General features: G+C 24.8%; 20 protein-coding genes and 2 tRNA genes. 6 read left to right on the top strand and 16 right to left on the bottom strand.

Annotated elements, in window-relative coordinates; genetic code table 4:
* Positions 1-115: 115 nt before the first annotated feature.
* From scpB to QMA87_RS01005, 4 genes are read right to left on the bottom strand one after another with little or no spacing between them, the layout of a single operon-like run.
* A complete protein-coding gene (scpB, locus tag QMA87_RS01020; protein WP_283823575.1) occupies positions 116-697 on the bottom strand; it encodes an SMC-Scp complex subunit ScpB in 582 nt (193 codons plus the stop codon).
* Positions 690-1,448, bottom strand: coding sequence for a segregation/condensation protein A (locus QMA87_RS01015; RefSeq protein ID WP_283823574.1), 759 nt, complete (start codon positions 1,446-1,448; stop codon positions 690-692). Before QMA87_RS01015 ends, scpB begins: the two co-directional genes overlap by 8 nt.
* Positions 1,438-2,187 carry a lysophospholipid acyltransferase family protein gene (locus QMA87_RS01010; protein WP_283823573.1) on the bottom strand — a complete coding sequence of 250 codons (750 nt, stop codon included), beginning with the start codon at positions 2,185-2,187 and terminating at the stop codon, positions 1,438-1,440. The genes QMA87_RS01015 and QMA87_RS01010 overlap by 11 nt, the downstream gene beginning before the upstream one ends.
* Entirely contained in the window at positions 2,177-2,497 is a 321-nt protein-coding gene (locus QMA87_RS01005) for a 4'-phosphopantetheinyl transferase superfamily protein (protein ID WP_283823572.1), read from the bottom strand. The genes QMA87_RS01010 and QMA87_RS01005 overlap by 11 nt, the downstream gene beginning before the upstream one ends.
* 159 nt (positions 2,498-2,656) lie before the next feature.
* Between QMA87_RS01005 and QMA87_RS01000 the strand changes: the two genes are divergently transcribed.
* Positions 2,657-3,139, top strand: a complete 483-nt coding sequence (locus QMA87_RS01000; protein ID WP_283827391.1) for a Holliday junction resolvase RecU — start codon at positions 2,657-2,659, stop codon at positions 3,137-3,139.
* Here the strand turns inward: QMA87_RS01000 and mnmA are convergent, their stop codons facing one another.
* From mnmA to QMA87_RS00940, 12 genes are all read right to left on the bottom strand, one after another.
* Complete coding sequence (gene mnmA, locus QMA87_RS00995) at positions 3,140-4,513, bottom strand: tRNA 2-thiouridine(34) synthase MnmA (protein ID WP_347276980.1); 1,374 nt, start codon at positions 4,511-4,513, stop codon at positions 3,140-3,142.
* A 143-nt stretch (positions 4,514-4,656) separates the two neighbouring features.
* The gene (rplT, locus tag QMA87_RS00990; protein WP_283823570.1) at positions 4,657-5,007 is read right to left on the bottom strand and encodes a 50S ribosomal protein L20; all 351 of its coding nucleotides are present in this window, start codon (positions 5,005-5,007) and stop codon (positions 4,657-4,659) included.
* A gap of 15 nt (positions 5,008-5,022) precedes the next feature.
* Positions 5,023-5,211, bottom strand: coding sequence for a 50S ribosomal protein L35 (gene rpmI, locus QMA87_RS00985; protein WP_283823569.1), 189 nt, complete (start codon positions 5,209-5,211; stop codon positions 5,023-5,025).
* Positions 5,212-5,220: 9 nt separating this feature from the next.
* Positions 5,221-5,790, bottom strand: a complete 570-nt coding sequence (gene infC, locus QMA87_RS00980; protein ID WP_336619105.1) for a translation initiation factor IF-3 — start codon at positions 5,788-5,790, stop codon at positions 5,221-5,223.
* Between the two features lie 282 nt (positions 5,791-6,072).
* Positions 6,073-8,022, bottom strand: a complete 1,950-nt coding sequence (locus tag QMA87_RS00975) for an MnuA family membrane nuclease (protein WP_283833687.1) — start codon at positions 8,020-8,022, stop codon at positions 6,073-6,075.
* 144 nt (positions 8,023-8,166) lie between these two features.
* The gene (locus QMA87_RS00970) at positions 8,167-8,847 is read right to left on the bottom strand and encodes a 16S rRNA (uracil(1498)-N(3))-methyltransferase (protein WP_283823565.1); all 681 of its coding nucleotides are present in this window, start codon (positions 8,845-8,847) and stop codon (positions 8,167-8,169) included.
* A gap of 54 nt (positions 8,848-8,901) precedes the next feature.
* A tRNA-Leu gene (locus QMA87_RS00965) sits at positions 8,902-8,986 on the bottom strand.
* Between the two features lie 3 nt (positions 8,987-8,989).
* A tRNA-Leu gene (locus tag QMA87_RS00960) sits at positions 8,990-9,073 on the bottom strand.
* Between the two features lie 14 nt (positions 9,074-9,087).
* Complete coding sequence (locus tag QMA87_RS00955; protein WP_283823564.1) at positions 9,088-9,336, bottom strand: hypothetical protein; 249 nt, start codon at positions 9,334-9,336, stop codon at positions 9,088-9,090.
* A gap of 47 nt (positions 9,337-9,383) precedes the next feature.
* Positions 9,384-12,035, bottom strand: coding sequence for an endopeptidase La (lon, locus tag QMA87_RS00950; RefSeq protein ID WP_283823563.1), 2,652 nt, complete (start codon positions 12,033-12,035; stop codon positions 9,384-9,386).
* A gap of 74 nt (positions 12,036-12,109) precedes the next feature.
* Positions 12,110-14,416 carry a class I tRNA ligase family protein gene (locus QMA87_RS00945; RefSeq protein ID WP_283833686.1) on the bottom strand — a complete coding sequence of 769 codons (2,307 nt, stop codon included), beginning with the start codon at positions 14,414-14,416 and terminating at the stop codon, positions 12,110-12,112.
* Between the two features lie 101 nt (positions 14,417-14,517).
* On the bottom strand, positions 14,518-15,162 hold the full coding sequence (locus QMA87_RS00940; protein ID WP_283823561.1) for an MPN527 family putative ECF transporter permease subunit: 645 nt from the start codon (positions 15,160-15,162) through the stop codon (positions 14,518-14,520).
* Positions 15,163-15,295: 133 nt separating this feature from the next.
* On the opposite strand from QMA87_RS00940, the gene QMA87_RS00935 reads away from it, so the two are divergent.
* The 5 genes from QMA87_RS00935 to QMA87_RS00915 all read left to right on the top strand — a co-directional run bounded on the left by QMA87_RS00935 (position 15,296) and on the right by QMA87_RS00915 (position 20,332).
* Positions 15,296-15,733 carry a hypothetical protein gene (locus QMA87_RS00935; RefSeq protein WP_283823560.1) on the top strand — a complete coding sequence of 146 codons (438 nt, stop codon included), beginning with the start codon at positions 15,296-15,298 and terminating at the stop codon, positions 15,731-15,733.
* Between the two features lie 114 nt (positions 15,734-15,847).
* The gene (locus tag QMA87_RS00930) at positions 15,848-16,663 is read left to right on the top strand and encodes an FAD synthase (protein ID WP_283830169.1); all 816 of its coding nucleotides are present in this window, start codon (positions 15,848-15,850) and stop codon (positions 16,661-16,663) included.
* Positions 16,656-19,277, top strand: a complete 2,622-nt coding sequence (gene alaS / locus QMA87_RS00925; protein ID WP_283833685.1) for an alanine--tRNA ligase — start codon at positions 16,656-16,658, stop codon at positions 19,275-19,277. Before QMA87_RS00930 ends, alaS begins: the two co-directional genes overlap by 8 nt.
* Positions 19,270-19,704: a Holliday junction resolvase RuvX gene (gene ruvX / locus QMA87_RS00920; RefSeq protein ID WP_283823556.1), complete on the top strand. Its 435-nt coding sequence runs from the start codon at positions 19,270-19,272 to the stop codon at positions 19,702-19,704. Before alaS ends, ruvX begins: the two co-directional genes overlap by 8 nt.
* On the top strand, positions 19,682-20,332 hold the full coding sequence (locus tag QMA87_RS00915) for a BC85_0335 family putative methyltransferase (protein ID WP_283827385.1): 651 nt from the start codon (positions 19,682-19,684) through the stop codon (positions 20,330-20,332). Before ruvX ends, QMA87_RS00915 begins: the two co-directional genes overlap by 23 nt.
* Positions 20,333-20,342: the final 10 nt, after the last annotated feature.

Raw genomic sequence — 20,342 nt, 5'->3', positions numbered from 1 at the left:
ACTTATAAATTATATACAATAATTTTAAATCTAATAAATTTTTTTAAAAATTTTTATTAGATTTAAAATGAGTTATTCTTAATAAAAAAAACAAGAAATCAATAAAATTTCTTGTTTATTTTATTTTATCTTGACGCTGAGAAGTAAATAAGTCAAATTCTCCATCTTCTTGTTGATTTTCAAATTCGAACTCTTGTAATATTGGCAATTCACTAATTGATTTTATATTAAAATAATCATAAAATTTATTAGTTACACCTAATAATGTTGGCTTACCAACACTCATAGCTTCTCCAACTTCTTCAATTAAACCTTTTGAAATAAGACTAGAAATAATTGAAGAAGAATCAGCTCCTCTTAATCTATTAACTTCAGAACGAGAAATAGGATTTTTATAAGCAATAATTCCGACAACTTCAAGAGCCGCATTAGTTAATTTAACTCTTTTTTTAATATTAGCTAGGCGTTCAATAGCATCTTTCAATTCTTCTTGATCTCTAGTGGCAAACTTATAAATTTCATTATAATTAACTACTTTAAGAGCGCGATCAAGTGAATTAAATCAAGAAGTAAAATCTTTAATTACTTTTTTTGCTTCTTGAATATTATTAAGAGCAAAAACATCCTTAATTTGTTCTAATGTTAATCCCTTAACACCTTGAATATATAATAATGCTTCCAATATTTTATTACGCATGTATTTCTCCTTTTTCAATTCTTATAGGGCCATATTCAATTTCTTGATACATTCTTATTTCTTGACGTTTAACAAGATCTAATAAAGCGATAAGAGTAATTACAAAATGTTGAATAGAAGGAAGATTAAAAATCATTTCAAAAGTCACATTTTCATATTCTTTGAATAACTTTCTTATATATTCAATTTGATCTTGAGCTGTCAAATTAATACTTTTAATTTTAGTCGTTCTAAGATTAAGGGCATGAACTCTTGCAAACATATCTCTAAGAATTTTAATTAATGTTAAAGGATTGCCTTTTCCATGAAGTTCTTCAGGTGCTGGTGGTGTTTTTCATTGTTCAAGTTCATTTGAATCTTTAATAAAAATATTATTGCGAGATTTTTCCAATTTTCTTAAAAATGGTTGAACTTCTTTTAATTGTTTATATTCTATTAATCTTTGAAGAATCTCATTTTTTTGAGTTTTTAACTCCATTGATTCTTCTTTTTCTTCTAAAAGCATTTTTGTTTTAATTTCTAATAGTTTTGTAGCTAAAACTAAATATTCACTCATTTTTTCGATTTCATAATCTTCTGCATTAGCTTTAAGATGATTAATAATTTCTAAATATCGATTTGCAAGTTCAACTAAATTAATCTGCATAATATCAATATTCTTTTCTTTAACAAGTGAGAGTAATAAATCTAAAGGGCCAGAAAAATTATCTAAATTAAAAAATAAATTTTCTTGTATATTATTATTTTTCATTTTCTTTTATTCCTTGTTCAACAATATTCTGCACTCTTTTTGCTAAAGCACTACGTTCTTGAGAAATAAATGAAATCGGTTTAATAGCAGGATGAAAAATAACTTTAATTATTCTTTTTTGTTTTCTATTAATATCATCAGCTTTAAAACCATTAATAATACTTACGGGAATAATTGGAAGATATTCTGATTGGGCCGCTTTAAATGCTCCGCCCTTAAATTCATTCATTTCTCCAGTTTTTGTTCTTGTTCCTTCAGGAAAAATAACACCATAAGTTTTATTAGTTTTTACATAATTAGCAAATTTATCAACTTGTTCAAGAGCTTCTCTTCTTTTACTTCTATCAATTAAAAAAGTGTCAATTAACTCCATGGCATTTCTAATTGTTCTTTTTTTGACTAATTCAATTTTAGCAATAAAAGTTAATATGCTATTTTCAACTCCAGGTTCAAAACTACGTTTTCTAAGTGCATACATCAATACTAACACATCTAAATTAGAAGTATGATTTGGAGTTAAAAGGGCAGGAGTTTTATGAAGATTTTCATAACCTTTTACTTCTACTTTGATATTATAAATTTTTAGAATTTTGCCCACATGTTTTAAAAGTGAATTATATCTACTTTGCAATGTAAAATCAAATTCTGATTTTCTTTTTTTCTTAGCAAGTTTATTTATTTTTTTAAAAATAAAGAATAAACAAAGTGCATTTCAAAATAATCTTGCTCTAACTGTCATGTTTTTCCTTTCTTAATACATATGCAATTAATATGTCATCTTCAGTTGATGTTGATATATAAAAATTATTATCATTTGTAACATATCTGCCATTTTCTTTAAATAAATTAATTTTATTAAAAGAAAAGTAAGAATTATCTGCCTTAAATATTGCTTCCTTAATAGCTCACCTAGCTGCTAAAAAACCTGGTTTTAAATTTTTTTCAAGTTTATTATAACTTTCAAATTCTTCTTTTGAAAGAAATCGTTTAATAAAAGCTTTAGTAACATTATTAAATCTTGATATTTTAGTTATATCTACACCGATCATTTTTTTATTATATTTTATTTATTAAAATATAAATATAAAAATAGAAGTTAAATAATGCATAAATTAATATTTCGCAATTAAATGTAGGAATTTATAGTATAAAATTCCTATTTTTTTTCATTATTATATTTTTATGATATTTAAAATATATTACTTATTATGAATATAAATAATAAAAATAATGGAATGTTACTTGAATCATTAATTGATTTAAGTATTGAAAAATATGCTCAATTCGACTTAGCTTTAATATCAAAAAATTATGTTCCTATAAAATTTAAACATTCACAACAAAAAAATTTATATCAAGGGCAAATTATTTCAAAAGCAATTGTAGATTATAGCGGTATTTATAATGGTAAATTTATTGCTTTTGATGCTAAGTCTACTGTTTTAAATGAATTTTATACTAAAAATATTAAAAAACATCAACATGAATACTTATTAAGGGCTAATGCATTAAAAGGAATATGCTTTTATATAATTGCCTTTCTTAATCAACAAAAATTTTTTATAGTTAATGTTAAAAATATTTCTCTTTCAAAAAGTAAATATTCAATTGAAGAAATAAAAAAAATAGGAAAAACAATTTCTCTTGTTCTTCCCGGCTATCTTGATTTTTTATCAAAAATTGATAAATAATTATTTAAAAACTTTATCAATAATTGCGCCGCCAACAACTTTATCATTATCATAAATAACAATTTGTTGACCCGGTGTAACTGCCGCTACTTCTTGTGGGTAATGTACTTTAATTTTGCCTTCTTGTAGTATTTTCAATGTAATAGGGATATCTTTTTGTCTATATCTAAATTTAGCAGTTAAATTATTATAATTAAATTCTTTTGCAATTTGATTAAACTCAATAGCTTCTAATGAACTGCTCAATAAAAATTCCATTCTGCTAATTGGAGCAACATAAACAATTTTGTTTTGAATATCATGTCCACAAACATAATGTTTTTCTTTTTGACCACCAAGATTTAATCCTTTTCTTTGTCCCAATGTATAATACATTGCCCCAACATGTTGTCCTACTACCTCATTTGTTACAACAGAAATAATATTTCCTGGTTGAGATGGAATATAATTTTGGAGAAATTGAGTAAAGTTTCTTTCTCCCACAAAACATATTCCTGTGCTATCTTTCTTTTGCGCTGTAATAAGATTTAATTTAAGAGCAATTTCTCTAATTTGAGGTTTTTCTATATTTGCTAAAGGCATAATAACTTTAGCAAGTTGTTGATTACTAAGTTGAGAAAGAAAATATGATTGATCTTTATTTTTATCGCTCGCTCTAAATAATTGAGAATTTTCAACTTTAGCATAATGCCCCATCGCCAAATAATCGGCTTTAAGTACATCAAAAGCATATTTAGCAAAATGATCAAACTTAATATATTTATTACAAAGAATATCTGGATTTGGCGTTCTTCCTTTTTTATATTGCTCAATTAAATCTGTAAAAACATTATCTCAATATTCTTTAATAAAATCAACACGATAAATAGGAATATTTAATGTTTCACAAACACTAACAGCATCAAGAAAATCTTGTTCTTGAGGACATATGTTTCCTAAATCATTATTTCCTAATATATCATTATTAGCTAATGAATCTCAATTTCTCATAAATAAACCAACAACATTATATCCTTGTTCTTTTAAAAGATAAGCAGCAACGGAAGAATCCACTCCTCCCGAAATACCTATTACTACCACTTTCTTTTTTATAGGAAAATTACTGTTTTTAATAATAAAATCAATTTTATTTGTTATTTGAATTGTAAGTTTATCATTATTAAAAAATTCCTCTATTATTTGATTATTAGTTAATATTAAATTTGAAATATTGTTTAAAATTAAATCATTTTCTAAAATTTTTGATTGATATAATTCGAGATCAAATTTGGTAAATTCTTGATTATTAATAGTTCCAAAAAGACAATTACTTCCAATATATCTTTCACTTAAATATTTAAATCCTTCTTTATTACTTTTGATGTATATGGTCATATTTACCTTCTTCGATTAAATCATAAAAAAAGTAAGAAATAATCTTACTTATTTACTATTTGCTTTTCTTTGTTCTTTAGCAATTCTTTGAACTCTTTTTTCATTACGAATTTTATTTCTTTTTCTAACTATTTTACGCATAATTATCTCGCAGATCTTGCTGTTTCTATTATATTTTTAAATGTTTGTGGTTCGTGAATTGCTAATTCTGATAACATTTTACGATTAATTAATACATTAGCTTTTTTAAGCCCGTTAATAAATTGTGAATATGTCATTCCTTCTTCTCTAACTGCTGCATTAATTCTTGAGATTCATAATTTTCTGTAATCTCTTTTTACTTGTTTACGGTCTCTGAATGCATATGTTCAAGATTTTATAACTGCTTGTTTAGCAACTTTATATCCAATTGATTTATGTCCAAAGTATCCTTTAGCAAGTTTTAATCATTTTTTACGTCTTGCGCGTGTAACTGTTCCGCCTTTTACTCTCATGTATTACTCCTTATATTAAATTAATCCTTTAAATCTTTTTAGATCACTTGCATGCATTTGTGTACTTTTACGGCTTTGACGTTTTTGTTTTGTTGTTTTATTTTGTGCTAAATGTGAACGAAATGCTTGTTCACGCATAATTTTACCTGTGCCAGTAATTTTAATACGTTTTTTAAGTGCTGATTTAGTTTTCATTTTTGGCATACTATCTCCTTAAATATCTTCTTGTTCTGATTCTTTATTTTGGTCAATATTATTTTCTTCATTCTGCATTTTTTTTCATTTTGCTATTTTCAGCTTAGATGGTTGAATATGCATATCTAAAAAACGGTCTGTTAATGTTGGTTCTTTTGAAATTTCTGATAAATCTTCAACAAGTTTATAAAAACGACTTAGAGTATCATGTCCTAAATCTTGTCTAGCCATTTCTCTTCCTCTAAATTTTAAACTTATTTTGATACGATCGCCTTCAAGTAAAAATTCTCTCACTTTTCTAGCTTTTGTTTCCATATCATGTTGACCAATTAATGGAGTTAATCTAACTTGTCTATTTTGAATAGTTGTCTGTTTTTCTTTAGCTTGTTTAGCCTTTTTCTTTCTATCGTATTTAAATTTACCATAGTCTAATATTTTAGCAATTGGTTTAGGTGTTGAACTAATTAAAACTAAATCCATTTTAGATTCTTTTGCCATTTCTATTGCTCTTGATGTTTCCATAACACCAATTTTTTCATTTTCAGAACCTACTAAAAACACTTTTTTAAATGGAATATCATCATTTAAAATGTGTTCTGATTTAGGACCTTTTGAATTTCTATTATTTACGTGAATAAATATCTCCTTAATAAAAATATATAAAAAAGTGGTTTTAAACCACTTATTTGCGACATAAGATTATCAAAAGACAAATGATAAATTTATCAAATTAATAACTTAATTGTAGCAAAACCCATGAATGAATCATCAGGTGAGAAGTGATTCTACTTTCTGCAATTAATTTATTGCATTTATATTTTATCATTTTTTGACAATTTTAATTAATTTATTTTTATTAAATTTGTATAATTATTTTTTTACTTCATAATCTACTCAAACTAAAGCATGATCGGAAATTGATTTTTGGAATTTGTATTTATCGCTTTTTGTTTTTGAACTAGAGTAAAATTCTGTTTGTTTTCAAGTATCTATTAATGATTTAGGAAAGAACTCAGAATCATAAGAATTTATAATATCAAATTTAAATCAAACTTTATTATATGATTCTGTTTTTATTTCAACTTTTTCTTTTTCAGAAATAATATTTAACCCTGATTTTTCTCTAAATAAAATTTTATCATATGCATTAGCATATAAATCACCTTTATGTTTTGGATTTTTAACATTTGGATTGTATTCTCCGCCAGCTGACGTTTCATAATAATCATAAATAAAATCTTTATCTAATTGAATTGGACCTCTTTTTCCTTTTAGCTGATCTGGTTGTTGTGCATTAATACTCATATCATCATAATAATTTTCTATACCAGCATTTTTAAATTCTTCTGATAAGAATAAATCATTGTGGCGTGTCATTATATTTGTATCACCTTCAAAAATAATTGATGCTGATGGATCTAATTTTTGAAATGCTTCAAATACTTTAGGGAGATTTAATGCTTCTTGTATTTCTCATGCACCCTGACCAGTTCATGGTTTCTCTGCAGGTGGCTCTATATAAATTTTATTTCCTTTTCCTTTTGGAGAATCTTTAGCTTCTTTAGGCCCAGGTGAATTATGATGACCAAAAATTGTTATAATTGTTTTTTCAGTAGTTTTGTCTTTAAATAATACTCCAAATAGCGGTCTTTTATAAGATTTATCTTCTTTACCAAATGACATTACTTTTAATGGCTTGTAATAAAAATGATTATATAAAACGGCAATTTGTTCAGCAGTTGCATTGTTTACATCAGGATTTTTATCTGAAGTAGGTTGTAGTAATAATGAATAGGTATTTTGGCCTCATTTTTCATTTAATTTATTTTGAATATCTTTAACTTTATTTCCATATCCAAAATTAATTTCTGTTAAACCTACAATATCTTGTCTTGTTTTATAAATTGTTGTTGCAATAGCATCGACTTTAAAAATATGATTTTTTGGTTTGCTTTTACTGCCTGGGTAATTAAGAATATTTCAGTGACCAATTCTTCTTTGATTATCAAGTTTTTTATATTTAGGATCTACTTCTCCTTTAAATAAAGGCGCTTCGCCTTTATAATCTAAAGGTGGAAAACTTTCTTCTGCATTAAGTTCTTCTTTAGATAAAAGTATATCTTCTTCTTTATCTCTTTCTTCTTGTGAATCTTCAAAGTCCTCATTAGCTTCTTCAGTTATTTTAAATAAATTATCAGGCATAAAAACACCAGCTTTAATAGGAGTTTTTTGTTTATCAACTGTAAGCATGAATATAAAAGCTAATCCATTAATAGAATTTTTAACTTCTACTAATTTAACGCTAAGATCAGGATATTTATTCAAATCAAGTGAATTGATTGTAAATTCAATATTAGAAAAATTATCAATTACTTCTTCTTTTGTCAAATTACTAAAATTAGGCATTTCTAATCTTTTAGCAATTATATGTGCTTCATATTCACTAATATTTTGCTGTTCTTGTTCTTTAACTTTAGAATTTAAAAAATCTTCTTGTGTAAAGCGATGTCCTATTTTTCTAGTACTTTCTTTAGTTTTAATTTCAAAAACTACAAAAACACCATTTTTTTCCTTTAATATGTTTGAAATTTTAACTTGAGCACCATTAATTTCTATTTCTTTTTTTCCATTTTCAAATTCAATATTATCTGATACATTATTATGAAATTGGAGATCAGCAATATTTAATCTGCTTAATGTTTTTTCAATAATTTGTTCATTTGAAACTGTTTCATTACTTGTATTACTACAAGATATTGCCGCAAAGGTAATTGGAGTAATTCCAGCAGCTGAAATTCATAATTTATATTTATTCTTCATATTAATATTATGCTATATTAATTTATAAAATTATATAACATAAATTAGCTATGGGAATATTCTGGGAAACAATATAAAAAATTATTTAAGCGTTTTTTAAATTGCTTAAATGTCATCTTTTTTATTCAATTTGTAAAGTTTAATTTAATTATTAGTTTTGATTAGTGACGCCAATTTAATAGCAGCGCTTTCAGCTCTTAAAATAGTTTTACCAAGACTAATTACTTTAAAATTATTTTTAAGTGCTTTTTCTACTTCATCTTGAGTTAATCCACCTTCAGGACCTGAAACAAGCACTAAATCGCCTTCTAAAAAGAAACTTTCTTCAACTTCTTGTTTTTCATGAGCTATAAATTTATTGTAGTTTAAATATTGTTTTAAAAAATCATCGAATTTAATTGGCATTAAAATTTTAAGGTAATTATTTCTAAAACTTTGTTCACATGCTGCTTTAGAAATTGCTTCTCAACGTTCTATTTTCTTTTTTAAATCATCAATTGTATATTTAACAGATATATTTTCAGTTAAAAGTAACTGTAATTTTTTAACACCAAGTTCGGTCAGCTTTTGCACTAATAAATCAATTTTTTTATACTTAATTAAAGGTAAAGCATAAACAATATCATGCTTAAATTCGTTATTAATATCGAGTTTTTTAATAATATTAGCCTTATTTTTTGAAATACTAGCTTCATAATATTCATTTTCATATAAGCATAAAATATGTTCATTTTCTCTTAATCTATTCGCTTTTATTCTTTCTTGATTATTTTTATCAAAAATAAAAGCATTTCCTTCTTTTTGTGAAACTAAAAATCTTAACATTTTTCTCCTAGTAAAAAAGAACCTTATTTAGGTTCCTGGTCAAAAATTATGATATGGTGCCCAGAACAGGACTTGAACCTGCATGAGTCTCCTCACTAGAGCCTTAATCTAGCGTGTCTGCCATTTCCACCATCTGGGCATATGGTGCCCGAAACAGGACTTGAACCTGCAAGCCTTGCGGCAGTTGATTTTGAGTCAACCGTGTCTGCCATTTCACCATTCGGGCATTAGAAAGAAGTATTATACTTCTTTTTGTTTCATTTTTAATTCATATAATATAACTAAAATAAAGAATATAATAAATATTATAATAGAAAAGAAAATTATTAATAAATTAATAAAGAAATCAATTCTAAGTAATTTTAATTTTGGTAAATGATTAAATAAAACTTTTTTTAATTTAAATGATCCAAACGAAAATGATATTCAAATAAAAAGTGCAAATATTATACCAATAGTCAAGGGGATTAGTTGTATATTTTGTTGCATTATATTTCCTTAAATATATAATTTATTATATTTATATATTATATGGATTAATTAGATTTTTTTACAAACAAATGTTCAAATATTTCTTGATAATCTTTTACAGGAATGTAAGTAATTTTTTCTTTTACTTCTTGTGGAATATCAATTAAATCTTTTTTATTTGAAAAAGGAATAAATACTTGAGAAATTCCCTTATGATATGCTGCGAGTGATTTTTCTTTAAGACCACCAATAGCTAATACTTTTCCAGTAAGAGTAATCTCTCCTGTCATACCAACATTAGAAGGTAATGCCTTATCAAGCAAACAAGATATAATCGCGCTTGTAAATGTAACGCCGGCGCTAGGCCCATCTTTAGGGGTAGCCCCTTCAGGCACATGAATATGAATATTATTATTATCAAAGTCAAAATTAATATTAAATTTTTGTGCATTTGCTTTTACATAAGTAAAAGCAATTTGTGCCGATTCTTGCATAACTTCTTTTAATTGACCTGTAAGTTTAAGCTCACCCTTACCTGGATAAGAAGTAACTTCAATTTGAAGAGTACTGCCTCCATATGAAGTAAATGCTAAGCCATTTACAGTTCCTACATGAAGCTCTTCTTCAAGTTCATCTTCATCTATTTTTTTTACGCCTAAATACTTAGTAATCAACTCTTCATTAAGAAAAATTTTATCTTCAAAATCATTTTCCATTTCTTCAACACAAATTTTTCTTACAATTTTATCAAGTTGCCTATAAAGCGATCTAACACCAGCTTCCATAGTATAATGTTTAATAATATATTTAAGCATTTCATCAGAAATTTCTACAATATTTTTTGAAACAAAGTTTTGCTCAAGTACTCTTGAAATTAAATATTGACGCGCTATTTTGATTTTTTCTTCAACAGTGTATGTATGAAGTTCAATCATTTCAACACGATCAATAAGAGCGGGTGGAATATTTTCAAAATAATTAGCGGTAGCAACAAACATTACATCAGAAAGATCATATTCAATTTCTACGTAATTATCTTGAAATTTTGCATTTTGTTCAGGATCCAGCACTTCTAGCATTGCGCTTGTAGGATCGCCACGACGATCTGATGACATTTTATCAATTTCATCTAATAAAATAAGAGGATTAGAAACTCCTGATTTTTTAATAGCATTAATGATTTTTCCTGGCATTGCTCCAACGTAAGTTCTTCTATGACCACGAATTTCTGCTTCATCATGAACGCCGCCAAGAGAAATTTTAACCATTTTTCTTCCTAATGCATCAGCTATTGATTTTGCTAAAGAAGTTTTACCAGTTCCTGGCGGCCCAACTAAAGTTAAGATTGGAGAAGATAACACTTTCTTTTGAATTTTATCTTCAAATAAATGTGAATTAATTTCTTCTTCATTATTTAACTTAATATTATCTTTACTATTTCTTACTTTGTTTTTTCTAATTTCAATAGCAATATATTCAATAATTCTTTTTTTGACTTCTTCTAAACCATAGTGATTTGATTCTAAAACTTCTTTTGCTTTTTCAATTGAAGTATTAAAAGTTGAAACTTTTTTTCAAGGTAAATTAGTTAAAATTTCAATATAGGTTTTTGTAATATCTGCATTAGGTGAAGAAGGCATCATTTCTTCTAATTTTTGTTTTTGTTCTTGAATTATTTCAAGTACTTTTTTAGGAAATTTTGCTTTTTCTTTAATTTCGTCTTCTTCTTTTTTTTGACTATTGTCATTAAGAAGTGATTTAATTACTCTAATTTTTTCTCTTAAAATGAAATCTGTTTGCTGTTTATCTAAATCGCTCTTTAGTTTGGCATCAATTTTACGATCGATATCTTTCATAATAGCATTAGAATCACTACCTAATTCTTTATCTTTTTTATTTTGATCTTCAAATTCTCTAAAATATGAATTTAATAAATCAAAAGAATTTGAAAGATAATAGAAAAACACCATAAAACTTCATTTTTCCTCAAAAATAAGTTTCTTTAACTCTGTTTTTAAATATTCAATATATGAAGCACTTGTAACGTCTTTTTTATAAGCAAATCTAGTTAATCAACTTATAAATGTAAATAGAATATAATTATTAATAATAATATTATGATCATTATCTACTTCTGACATTATTAACATTATAAAAGTTGTTAAAGTCATTACATCGCTAGCTTCTATATAACCTTTTGCAGAAAGATCGGCAGCTCTTTTAGAAATATCCTTTACTTTAGCAATAAATTCACGAAATTTATCATCATATAATTCATCATCCTTGTCATCTTCAAGAATTTCATCTGGCATAATTACTCTACCTCTTATAGCTTGAATTTCGTTATTTTCTTCATTGAAAGTTACGGAAGTAATTCTAGCTATTGAAAGAGCTTCATAAGTAATTTCAAGTGAATCAGTTTTAACATTATTAACACTTAAAAGTCTTGCTAAAATTGCTTTAGAGTTTTTAGCAGAATTTTTAAGCTTTTTATCAGCATAAAGGAAAAATATTCTTTCACCATTTGATGATGATTCTATAATTTTTTCAATATCATTTAAATTTGTTATTTTTATTTTTTCTTCAGGTCCAAATAATGCCTTTTCAGTATAAATTGCATAATATTTATGTAATTTGCTTGATTCTAGAAACTCATCATTATTGTTTTGTCATTCTTTAAATCTTTCTATATATTTAATAAGTTGTGAATTTTTCATTTGTCTCCTTAATTCAATTAATTTTATTATATCATTTTAACTAAATTTAGCAATTAAATATTTTAAGTGCTAAATTACTTAATAACAAAATTAACTAATCTCCCGGGTACAAAAATTTCTTTTTGTATTTCAACATTTTCAAGTCATTTAGCTACTGCTTCTTTTGCTTTAGTTAGAATTTCTTGCTTAGTTTCAGTGTCTAAAACTAATATTTCCCCTCGAAGCTTTCCATTAATTGTTATTCCATATTTTTTATAACCTAATTCAAAAGCACTTTCATCAACTTCTAAATGTTTGAGATTAGAAGAATAAAATAGTTTTGAAGAAAGCTCAGAACATATATGAGGAATAAATGGCTCTAAAATATTTAAAAGAACATAATAAGCTTCAGTTCAAAGTGTTACATTAGAACTTGTCTCTAAATCATTAATAATTTCCATAGATAAAGCAATAATAGTATTAAATGAAAAACTAGAATCAGCAGCTTGAAATATTTCATAATATTTTTTTAAAGCAAGATGAATTTTTTTTCTTGTCTCTTTTTCTTGAATATTTAAATCATTAGCCTTAATAAATTTATCAACTTTTATAACTCTACCACTATAGTTAACTAATTTATTAATAAATTTATAACACCCTTCAACGCCAGCTGGATTTCATTCTAAATCTTTTTCAGGCGGCGCCGCAAATAAGATGAATAAACGCGCTGTATCAGCTCCATATTTATTAATTAAATCAGAAGGTTCAACTACATTTCCTTTTGATTTTGACATTTTAGCCCCATCTTTAAGAACCATTCCTTGTGTAATTAATCTTTCGAAAGGTTCATCATAAGAAATAAGACTTAAATCTCTTAATGCCTTAGTAAAGAAACGAGAATAAAGTAAATGAAGAATGGCGTGTTCAATACCACCAACATAATAATCAACTGTATTAAAATATGCTGTTTCTTTTGAAAAAATTTCATCTCATCTTCTATCTTTAGGAACTGGATATCTCATAAAATATCATGATGATTCAACAAATGTATCAAGAGTATCGCTTTCTCTTTTAGCTGGTTTATTACATTTTGAGCAAGTTGTATTAATAAATTCATCATTTTGAGCTAATGCAGTTTGAGAATTAATTAGTGTTTTAATTTGTGGAAGCTTTACAGGCAAATTCTCAAATTTTTCTGGAACAATTCCACACTCATCACAAATAATTAAGGGAATTGGCGTGCCTCAAAATCTTTGTCTAGAAATTCCTCAATCCTTTAAGTTAAAATGAGTTGCTTTTTTAATTGATTCATTATTTTTAAAATTTAGTTCTTCATTTTCATCTTTTAAAAATAACTCTTTAATAATTTGCGAATCTCTATTAGCTAAGTTTTCACTAAAAAATCCTAATGAAATTTCATTTTTAAATTTAATATGTGCATAATTAGTAACAACAATTGGTAACTTCTTATTATTTAAAGGATTAATAGCAAAAATAGGTAAAATTAAATATTTAACATCTTTAAGTGTTAAATCGTTTGTTGAAAGTTTTATGCTTGCAATGATTTCTTTATCAATTTTTTCAACACTAACTAATTTTTCAACTAATTTATGCTCTGGCGAAATATTAACAAAAGCTATCTTACTAAAATTAATATTTTTTGATTCAAATACTTCTATTTCATCATAAATATTTTCTAGTTTAAATTTAATATTAAAACCTTCTGTCTTGCCAATTCAGTTTTTTTGCATTTTCAAAACTTGAGTAGGTCATTTATTTTCAAGTAATTTAAGATCTTGTAATAATTCTTCTTCATATTTTTTAATATTTAAATAATATTGTTCAAGCTCTTTAATAACAACATCGCTATCACACCTTCAACATTTATTATTAATTACTTGTTCATTAGCTAAAACAGTTTGATCTTTTTCACAATAATTTAATTTTGCTTTCTTTTTATAAATTAACCCTGCTTCATATAATTTAATAAATAAAAATTGCTCTCATTTAGTGTAGTCATAATCACAAGTAGCTAATTCGTGATTATAAGCAAAAGAAAACCCTAATGATTTTAATTGGCTTTTCATATTTTCTATATTATCTCTAGTTCATTTTGAGGGCTCAGTTCCATTTTTAATAGCAGCATTTTCAGCTGGTAAACCAAAAGCATCTCATCCAATTGGGTGAAAAACATTAAAATTTTCTTTTCTAAAAAACCTTGCTATCGCATCAGAAATAGCATAGTTTCTTGCATGACCCATATGTAATTTTCCTGATGGATAAGGAAACATTGAAAGAACATATTTTTTTTGTAATTTTAAATTTTTATTAGGTTCAAAAGCATCTTTTTCAAGTCAAAGTTTTTGTCATTTTTGTTCTATATTTTTAAAATCATAAACCATAATACCTCATTTTATCGATTTAAATTATATATAAATAAGAATAAAATAAGTATATAAAAGAACTAAATTAGGACTCTAAGATATAAAAGTAATAGGCATTATTAAAATTTGAAAGAAAAAATCTTTTTAACAGGGTTTTGTAAAAGTAGAATTAAAATTGAATTAACACTTATATTAATAATATTAAATGTAAAGTAAGTAATTCCGGCACCTAAAAAATATGAATTCATATTGAAAAATAAACCGCGAAATATGTTTCATTTTTTTATTATTTCAGTATAAGAAAATGAATTAATTGTATGATAAATTTTAAAATAAATTGCTGTAAAAATATATACATTTAATAATGTAATTATTATTGAAGCTGCAATTGTTGCTAATAAAAGTTGAAAAATATTAAATATCAACTTTTTAAAAGGAATAATAAATTGAAATAAATCTAAAAAAAGCACAAATAATATTATGCTTAATAATAAAATAAAATGACCCAACATTATTCCTGGTTCATATCCTTGTGCATTAATAGCTGGAGAAATAATAGCATTTAGAAATGCTATTAAAAACGCTCCTTTTTTTGAAATGTATCTATATGTTATATAAATAATAACAAATGAAAAATTAAAACTTAAAAATGAATTAAATTTGATAAAACGCAAAAAAAATCCTAATACAAAAATAACACTAAGCATTAAGGCGCTTGATGTTATTTTTGTAATCTTATTTTCTTGATATCTAATCTCATTCATGCTATTTAAATATTATATAAAAAATCTTTTATTTTTATAGGAAATTTTATAATTATTAATAAAAAATAACTTATTTTATTAAGTGGGAAAAATTTAGGAAAATAGTTACTTTTAAGATTGTTAGAATTGCTTTATGAAAAAAATAAATATCAAAACATTAACTCCAATCACTCTTAAAAAGGAGTTTAAAGATAAATATCAAATTAAGAATTTTAAAGAAACTATTTTTATTATTACATTAGATGATAATTACTATTATTATTTAACTTCAACAAATGAAATTACTAAAAAAATTAACGATATGCAAATTGTAGTAAGTAAAGAGCAAGCAATTGATTCAGAAGGTAATATAAAAAATTTTGATTATGATTATACTCTTGATTTTTCAAAAATATTTCGCATTAAAAAAGAAGAATTAATAAAATTTATTTTCTTTGAATCTCCCTTAAGAATTAATTGAGATAAGCAATTGGATATTGTTATAAATGTTGATAAATATATTGGAAATAGTAAAAAAATAAAAATTGTTTTAATTAATGAAAATGTAAATTCGTTATTAGTTTTATCTTAAAATGTATGGCGCAAAATAATAACTTTATTTTGCTTTTATTTTATTTTTTACATTAAATAATAATTATTATAAATAATAATATTAAATATATAAATGTTTATAATTGTAATGATTATGAAAGTTTATAGATTTGAAGATAAAATTGAAGTTGAAAATAATATTTATGTTTTAGGAGGTTTCGAAAGCTTTCATTTGGGTCATTATGATCTTTTTAAAAAAGCATTAACTCTTTCTAAAAATGCTATTTTAATGTTGTTTAAAGATACTTCAATTCTTCCAAAATCAAATCAAAAAAATATTTTTGATCTTAATACTAGATTACAAATAGCGGCAGATATTGGTTTTGAATATGTTAAAATAATTGACTTTGAAGCAGTTTCTTCTTTAAGCGGCAAGCAATTTCTTGAAATTATTTCTTCAAATCAAAATGCGCGTTTTATTTTTGGAGATGATTTTCGCTTTGGTTATAAAGCTAGTAATAATACTAATGATATTTTAGTTTGATATCCAAACAGCATCTGTGTTGAATTAAAAAAAATTAGAGGCACTAAAATTAGTTCTACATTGATTAAAAATCAAATTATGTTAGGATATATAGAATTTGCTAATAGTTTAATGGTAACTGATTGAACAATAAATATTCTACTTGATGCTTCTCTTTCTTTTGCTTGACCAAATTTAATTAAGCCTCCTGAAGGCGTTTATGCTGCTATTATTGAAATAGATGAATTTTCTTTCTTTTGCGCTTTAAAAGTTCAGGAAAGAAGTTACATTGAATTTATTGATTTTAAAGTTAATAAATTCAATGTTATTAATAGAAACCTTTCTTTAAGTATTAATAAAGAAATTAGATTTACTAATAAAGAAATAAATACTGAAGATATAAAAATGATAAAAAAATACTTCAATAAAGGAGAAAAAAATGATTAGTTCAAAAGAGATTAGACAAATGTGATTAGATTTTTTTAAATCGAAAAAACACTTAGTGATTCCAACTAAAAATTTAATACCAGTAAATGATGATTCACTTCTTTGAATTAATTCTGGTGTTGCAACTTTAAAAGATTACTTTTCAGGAAAAATTAAGCCTGAAAGTAATCGATTAACAAATTCTCAAAAAGCAATTAGAACAAATGATATTGAAAATGTTGGAATTACAACAAGACACCATACATTTTTTGAAATGTTAGGTAATTTTTCAATTGGTGATTACTTTAAAAAAGAAGCTATTGAATGAGGCTATGAATTTGTTACACAATGATTAAAATTGCCTAAAGAAAAAATTTACATTACATATTATAAAGATGACATTGAAACTTATAATTTATGAGTTAAATTTGGCATTGATAAAACTCATATGGTTAAGGGTGATAGAAAAACTAACTTTTGAGAACATGGTGCTGGGCCTTGTGGGCCTAATACGGAAATATTTTTTGATCGTGGAGAAAAATACGACCAAAGAGGTATTGAATTATTAGAAAAAGATCTTGAAAATGATCGTTATATTGAAATATGAAATATTGTATTTTCAACATTTAATAATGATGGAAAAGGAAATTATACTGAATTAGCTCAAAAAAATATTGATACTGGTGCCGGTTTAGAAAGAATTGTTGCTATTTTACAAGATGCACCCACTAATTATGATACTGATTTATTTCTTCCAATTATTAGAGAAATTGAAAAGTATACTTCTTATAAATATGATATTAATAATTACTTCAAAAAAAATAAACAAGTTGATCAAATTAATACTGCATTCAAAATTATTGCTGATCATATGAGGACAGTAGCTAATGCTATTGGTGATGGTGCGCTGCCTTCTAATGTTGGAAGAGGATATATAATAAGAAGATTAATAAGAAGAAGTTATTATCAATCATTTATTCTTAAAATTAAAGATAAAACTTTTCTTCATAAATTAATTTTTATAATTCAAAAATCGTTAGTTTTTGATTATGATGTTAAAAAAGTTGCCAAAATTGTTGAGGAAGAAGAAGAATTATTTGCTAAAACTATTGAAAAGGGTAGAAATTTATTATTAAATGAAATTAAAATTAATAAAAATATTAATGCTCAAACTGTATTTAAATTATATGAAACTTATGGATTCCCATTTGAATTAACTATTGAAATTTTAAAAGAAAATAATATTCAAATTAATGAAGAAGAATTAGAAAAAGAGAAGGAAATTCATGCTAATAAGTCTAGAACTAAAATAGCTAATGCAATGAAAAATGTTATTAACTATTTAAATATTATAAATAAAAATATTTCTAAATTTTCTGGATATGAAACAACAAAGGGAATAGCAAATATTATAAAAATGTTTGATGAAGAAAATGAGCTAGAAGAAATTAAAACTAGAGGTTATATTATTCTTGATACTACTCCTTTTTATGCTACTTCAGGTGGACAAAATCATGATGAAGGTTACTTATTACAAAATGGTAATATAATAAAAATTCTTGATGTATTTAAAGATAAACATAACAATCATGTTCATTTAGTTGAAGGACAGGTAAATAAAAAAGCTCCTGTTGAGTGTTTTGTTGATGAAGATATACGTGCTAATATGGCTAGAAATCATAGTTCTACTCATATTATGTTTTCTATTTTAAGGAAATATTTAGGTAATTCTGTTGAACAATTAGGTAGTGATATTACGCAAGAGCGTTTTACTTTTGATTATCCGGCTGATAAAAAACTTTCAAAACAAGATATTAAAAATATTGAAAATGAATTTAAAAAAGTAATACAAAATGATGTTAAAAGAACTTATAACATTATAAGTTTAGAACAAGCTAAAGAACAAAATGTTTATATGACGCTTGAAGAGATTAAGTATATGAATAAAGATGCTGTTAGAATGGTAAGCTTTGAAGGCGTAACTAAAGATCTTTGTGGCGGAACTCACGTTGAACATACTAAATTTATTGAAGATTTTAAGATTATTTCTGTTGAAAAAAAACAAGCTGGTGTTTACAGAATTAGAGCAATAACTTCAAATAAATTAGTTAATGAATACAATCAAAAATTATTTAAACAAAAACTTGAAGAATTACAAAGCATTCAAAATAAACTTAAAGAATTAAATATAGCGTTTTCTATTGAAAAATTTGATAATTATTCACAAATTGAAAAAATTGAAAAGCACATTGAAAAACTTAAAGAATTACAAATTAAAACAATTAAAGAAAGAACTAAACAAGAAGCTAATAAGCAAATAGAAGTAGAAGAAATAAAAATTTATAATTTTAAAATTTTATTTAATTTAAACGCTCCTTCTTCTTCATTAAGTGTTCAAGCTGCTTCCTTAAGAGAAGCAAATAAAGAAAGCATTATTATTTTAGCTTCAGAAAATAATAATGCTTCATTAGTAGCAATTTCTTCACATATAATTAATTCTAATGTTTTATTAAATAAGTTATTTTCGCACCTACAAGGTAAGGGCGGAGGAAATGCTATTTATGCAATGGGAAGATGTGCTAAATTAGAAAAAGAAAATTTAATATCAATTTTAAATAGAGAATTAAATGCGTAAAATTGCTCTTGATATTGGTACAATTTCTTGTGGTATAGCTATTAGTGATCCATATAATATGTTTGCTAGTTCATTAGAAACAATTTATGCGAAACCAATGAATTTTGAAATATTGAAAAAAAATTTACTTCATATTTTAAAATGTTTTCAAGTAGACACTATTATTGTGGGTTACCCTAAAAAAATGAATGGCAATAAGAGTGAAACGACTTTTCTTATTGAAGAATATTACTATTTACTTAAAAATAATTTTTCACAAAAAATTGTCTTAGTTGATGAAAGACAAAGCACTAAACAAGCTAGAGAAATTATGAGGCAAGGTAATTTAACTAGAAAAAAGCAAAAAAACTTTAAAGATTCTTTAGCAGCACAAATTATATTAGAAAGATATTTGCAAGGGGGTGATGAAATTGAACTTAATCAATAATTTTTGAACAACATCAAAAATAATATTAGGAATTAGTGCAATTGTAGCTATTTTAATTTCACTGGTAACTTCAATTGTTTTTATTATTGTTAAAAACAATATTGTCAAAAAAAGTGGAGCAGGTTCTATCCCTTTTATTGTTCGCCCCAATAAAGGAGAAATATCTTCTGACGTTATGAAATTGCTCAAATATAAAATTAACGAAAAAGATGTCGACTTTTTACTTGATTGTATTTATGTTAATTCATATCAAAATATTTTAGTAAGTAAAAATCATGAATATATAGCTTATGCTATTCAAAAACAAATTCAATTTGCCAATATATTTCAAAAAGAAATTAATCAACAAAATTTTAAAATATTACAAGATCATGATTTAACTTACAATGTTAATAAAATGCAAGTCGAAACATATGATTTAATTTATATTTCTTTTGAAGAATTAAATTTTAATAGTATGCAAGAAAATTTAAAACAATTAAATGATCGCGGAATGATCATTGTTAATATTGAATCAATGGATAAATTTTCCAAAACTGCATTAATTTATACTATTGAAAAATTCAATATTAAATATGAATATTCACTATATAAAAATTTGCTTTTAATAGTAAAAAATAATTTATAATTAAAAATAA

The organism is Mycoplasma phocimorsus, assembly GCF_030077875.1.
In the GTDB taxonomy this organism is placed as follows: Bacteria; Bacillota_I; Bacilli_A; order Mycoplasmatales; family Metamycoplasmataceae; genus Mycoplasma_H; species Mycoplasma_H phocimorsus.
The sequence above is the reverse complement of the archived record's forward strand: the minus strand, read 5'-3'. Positions and strand labels throughout refer to the sequence as shown.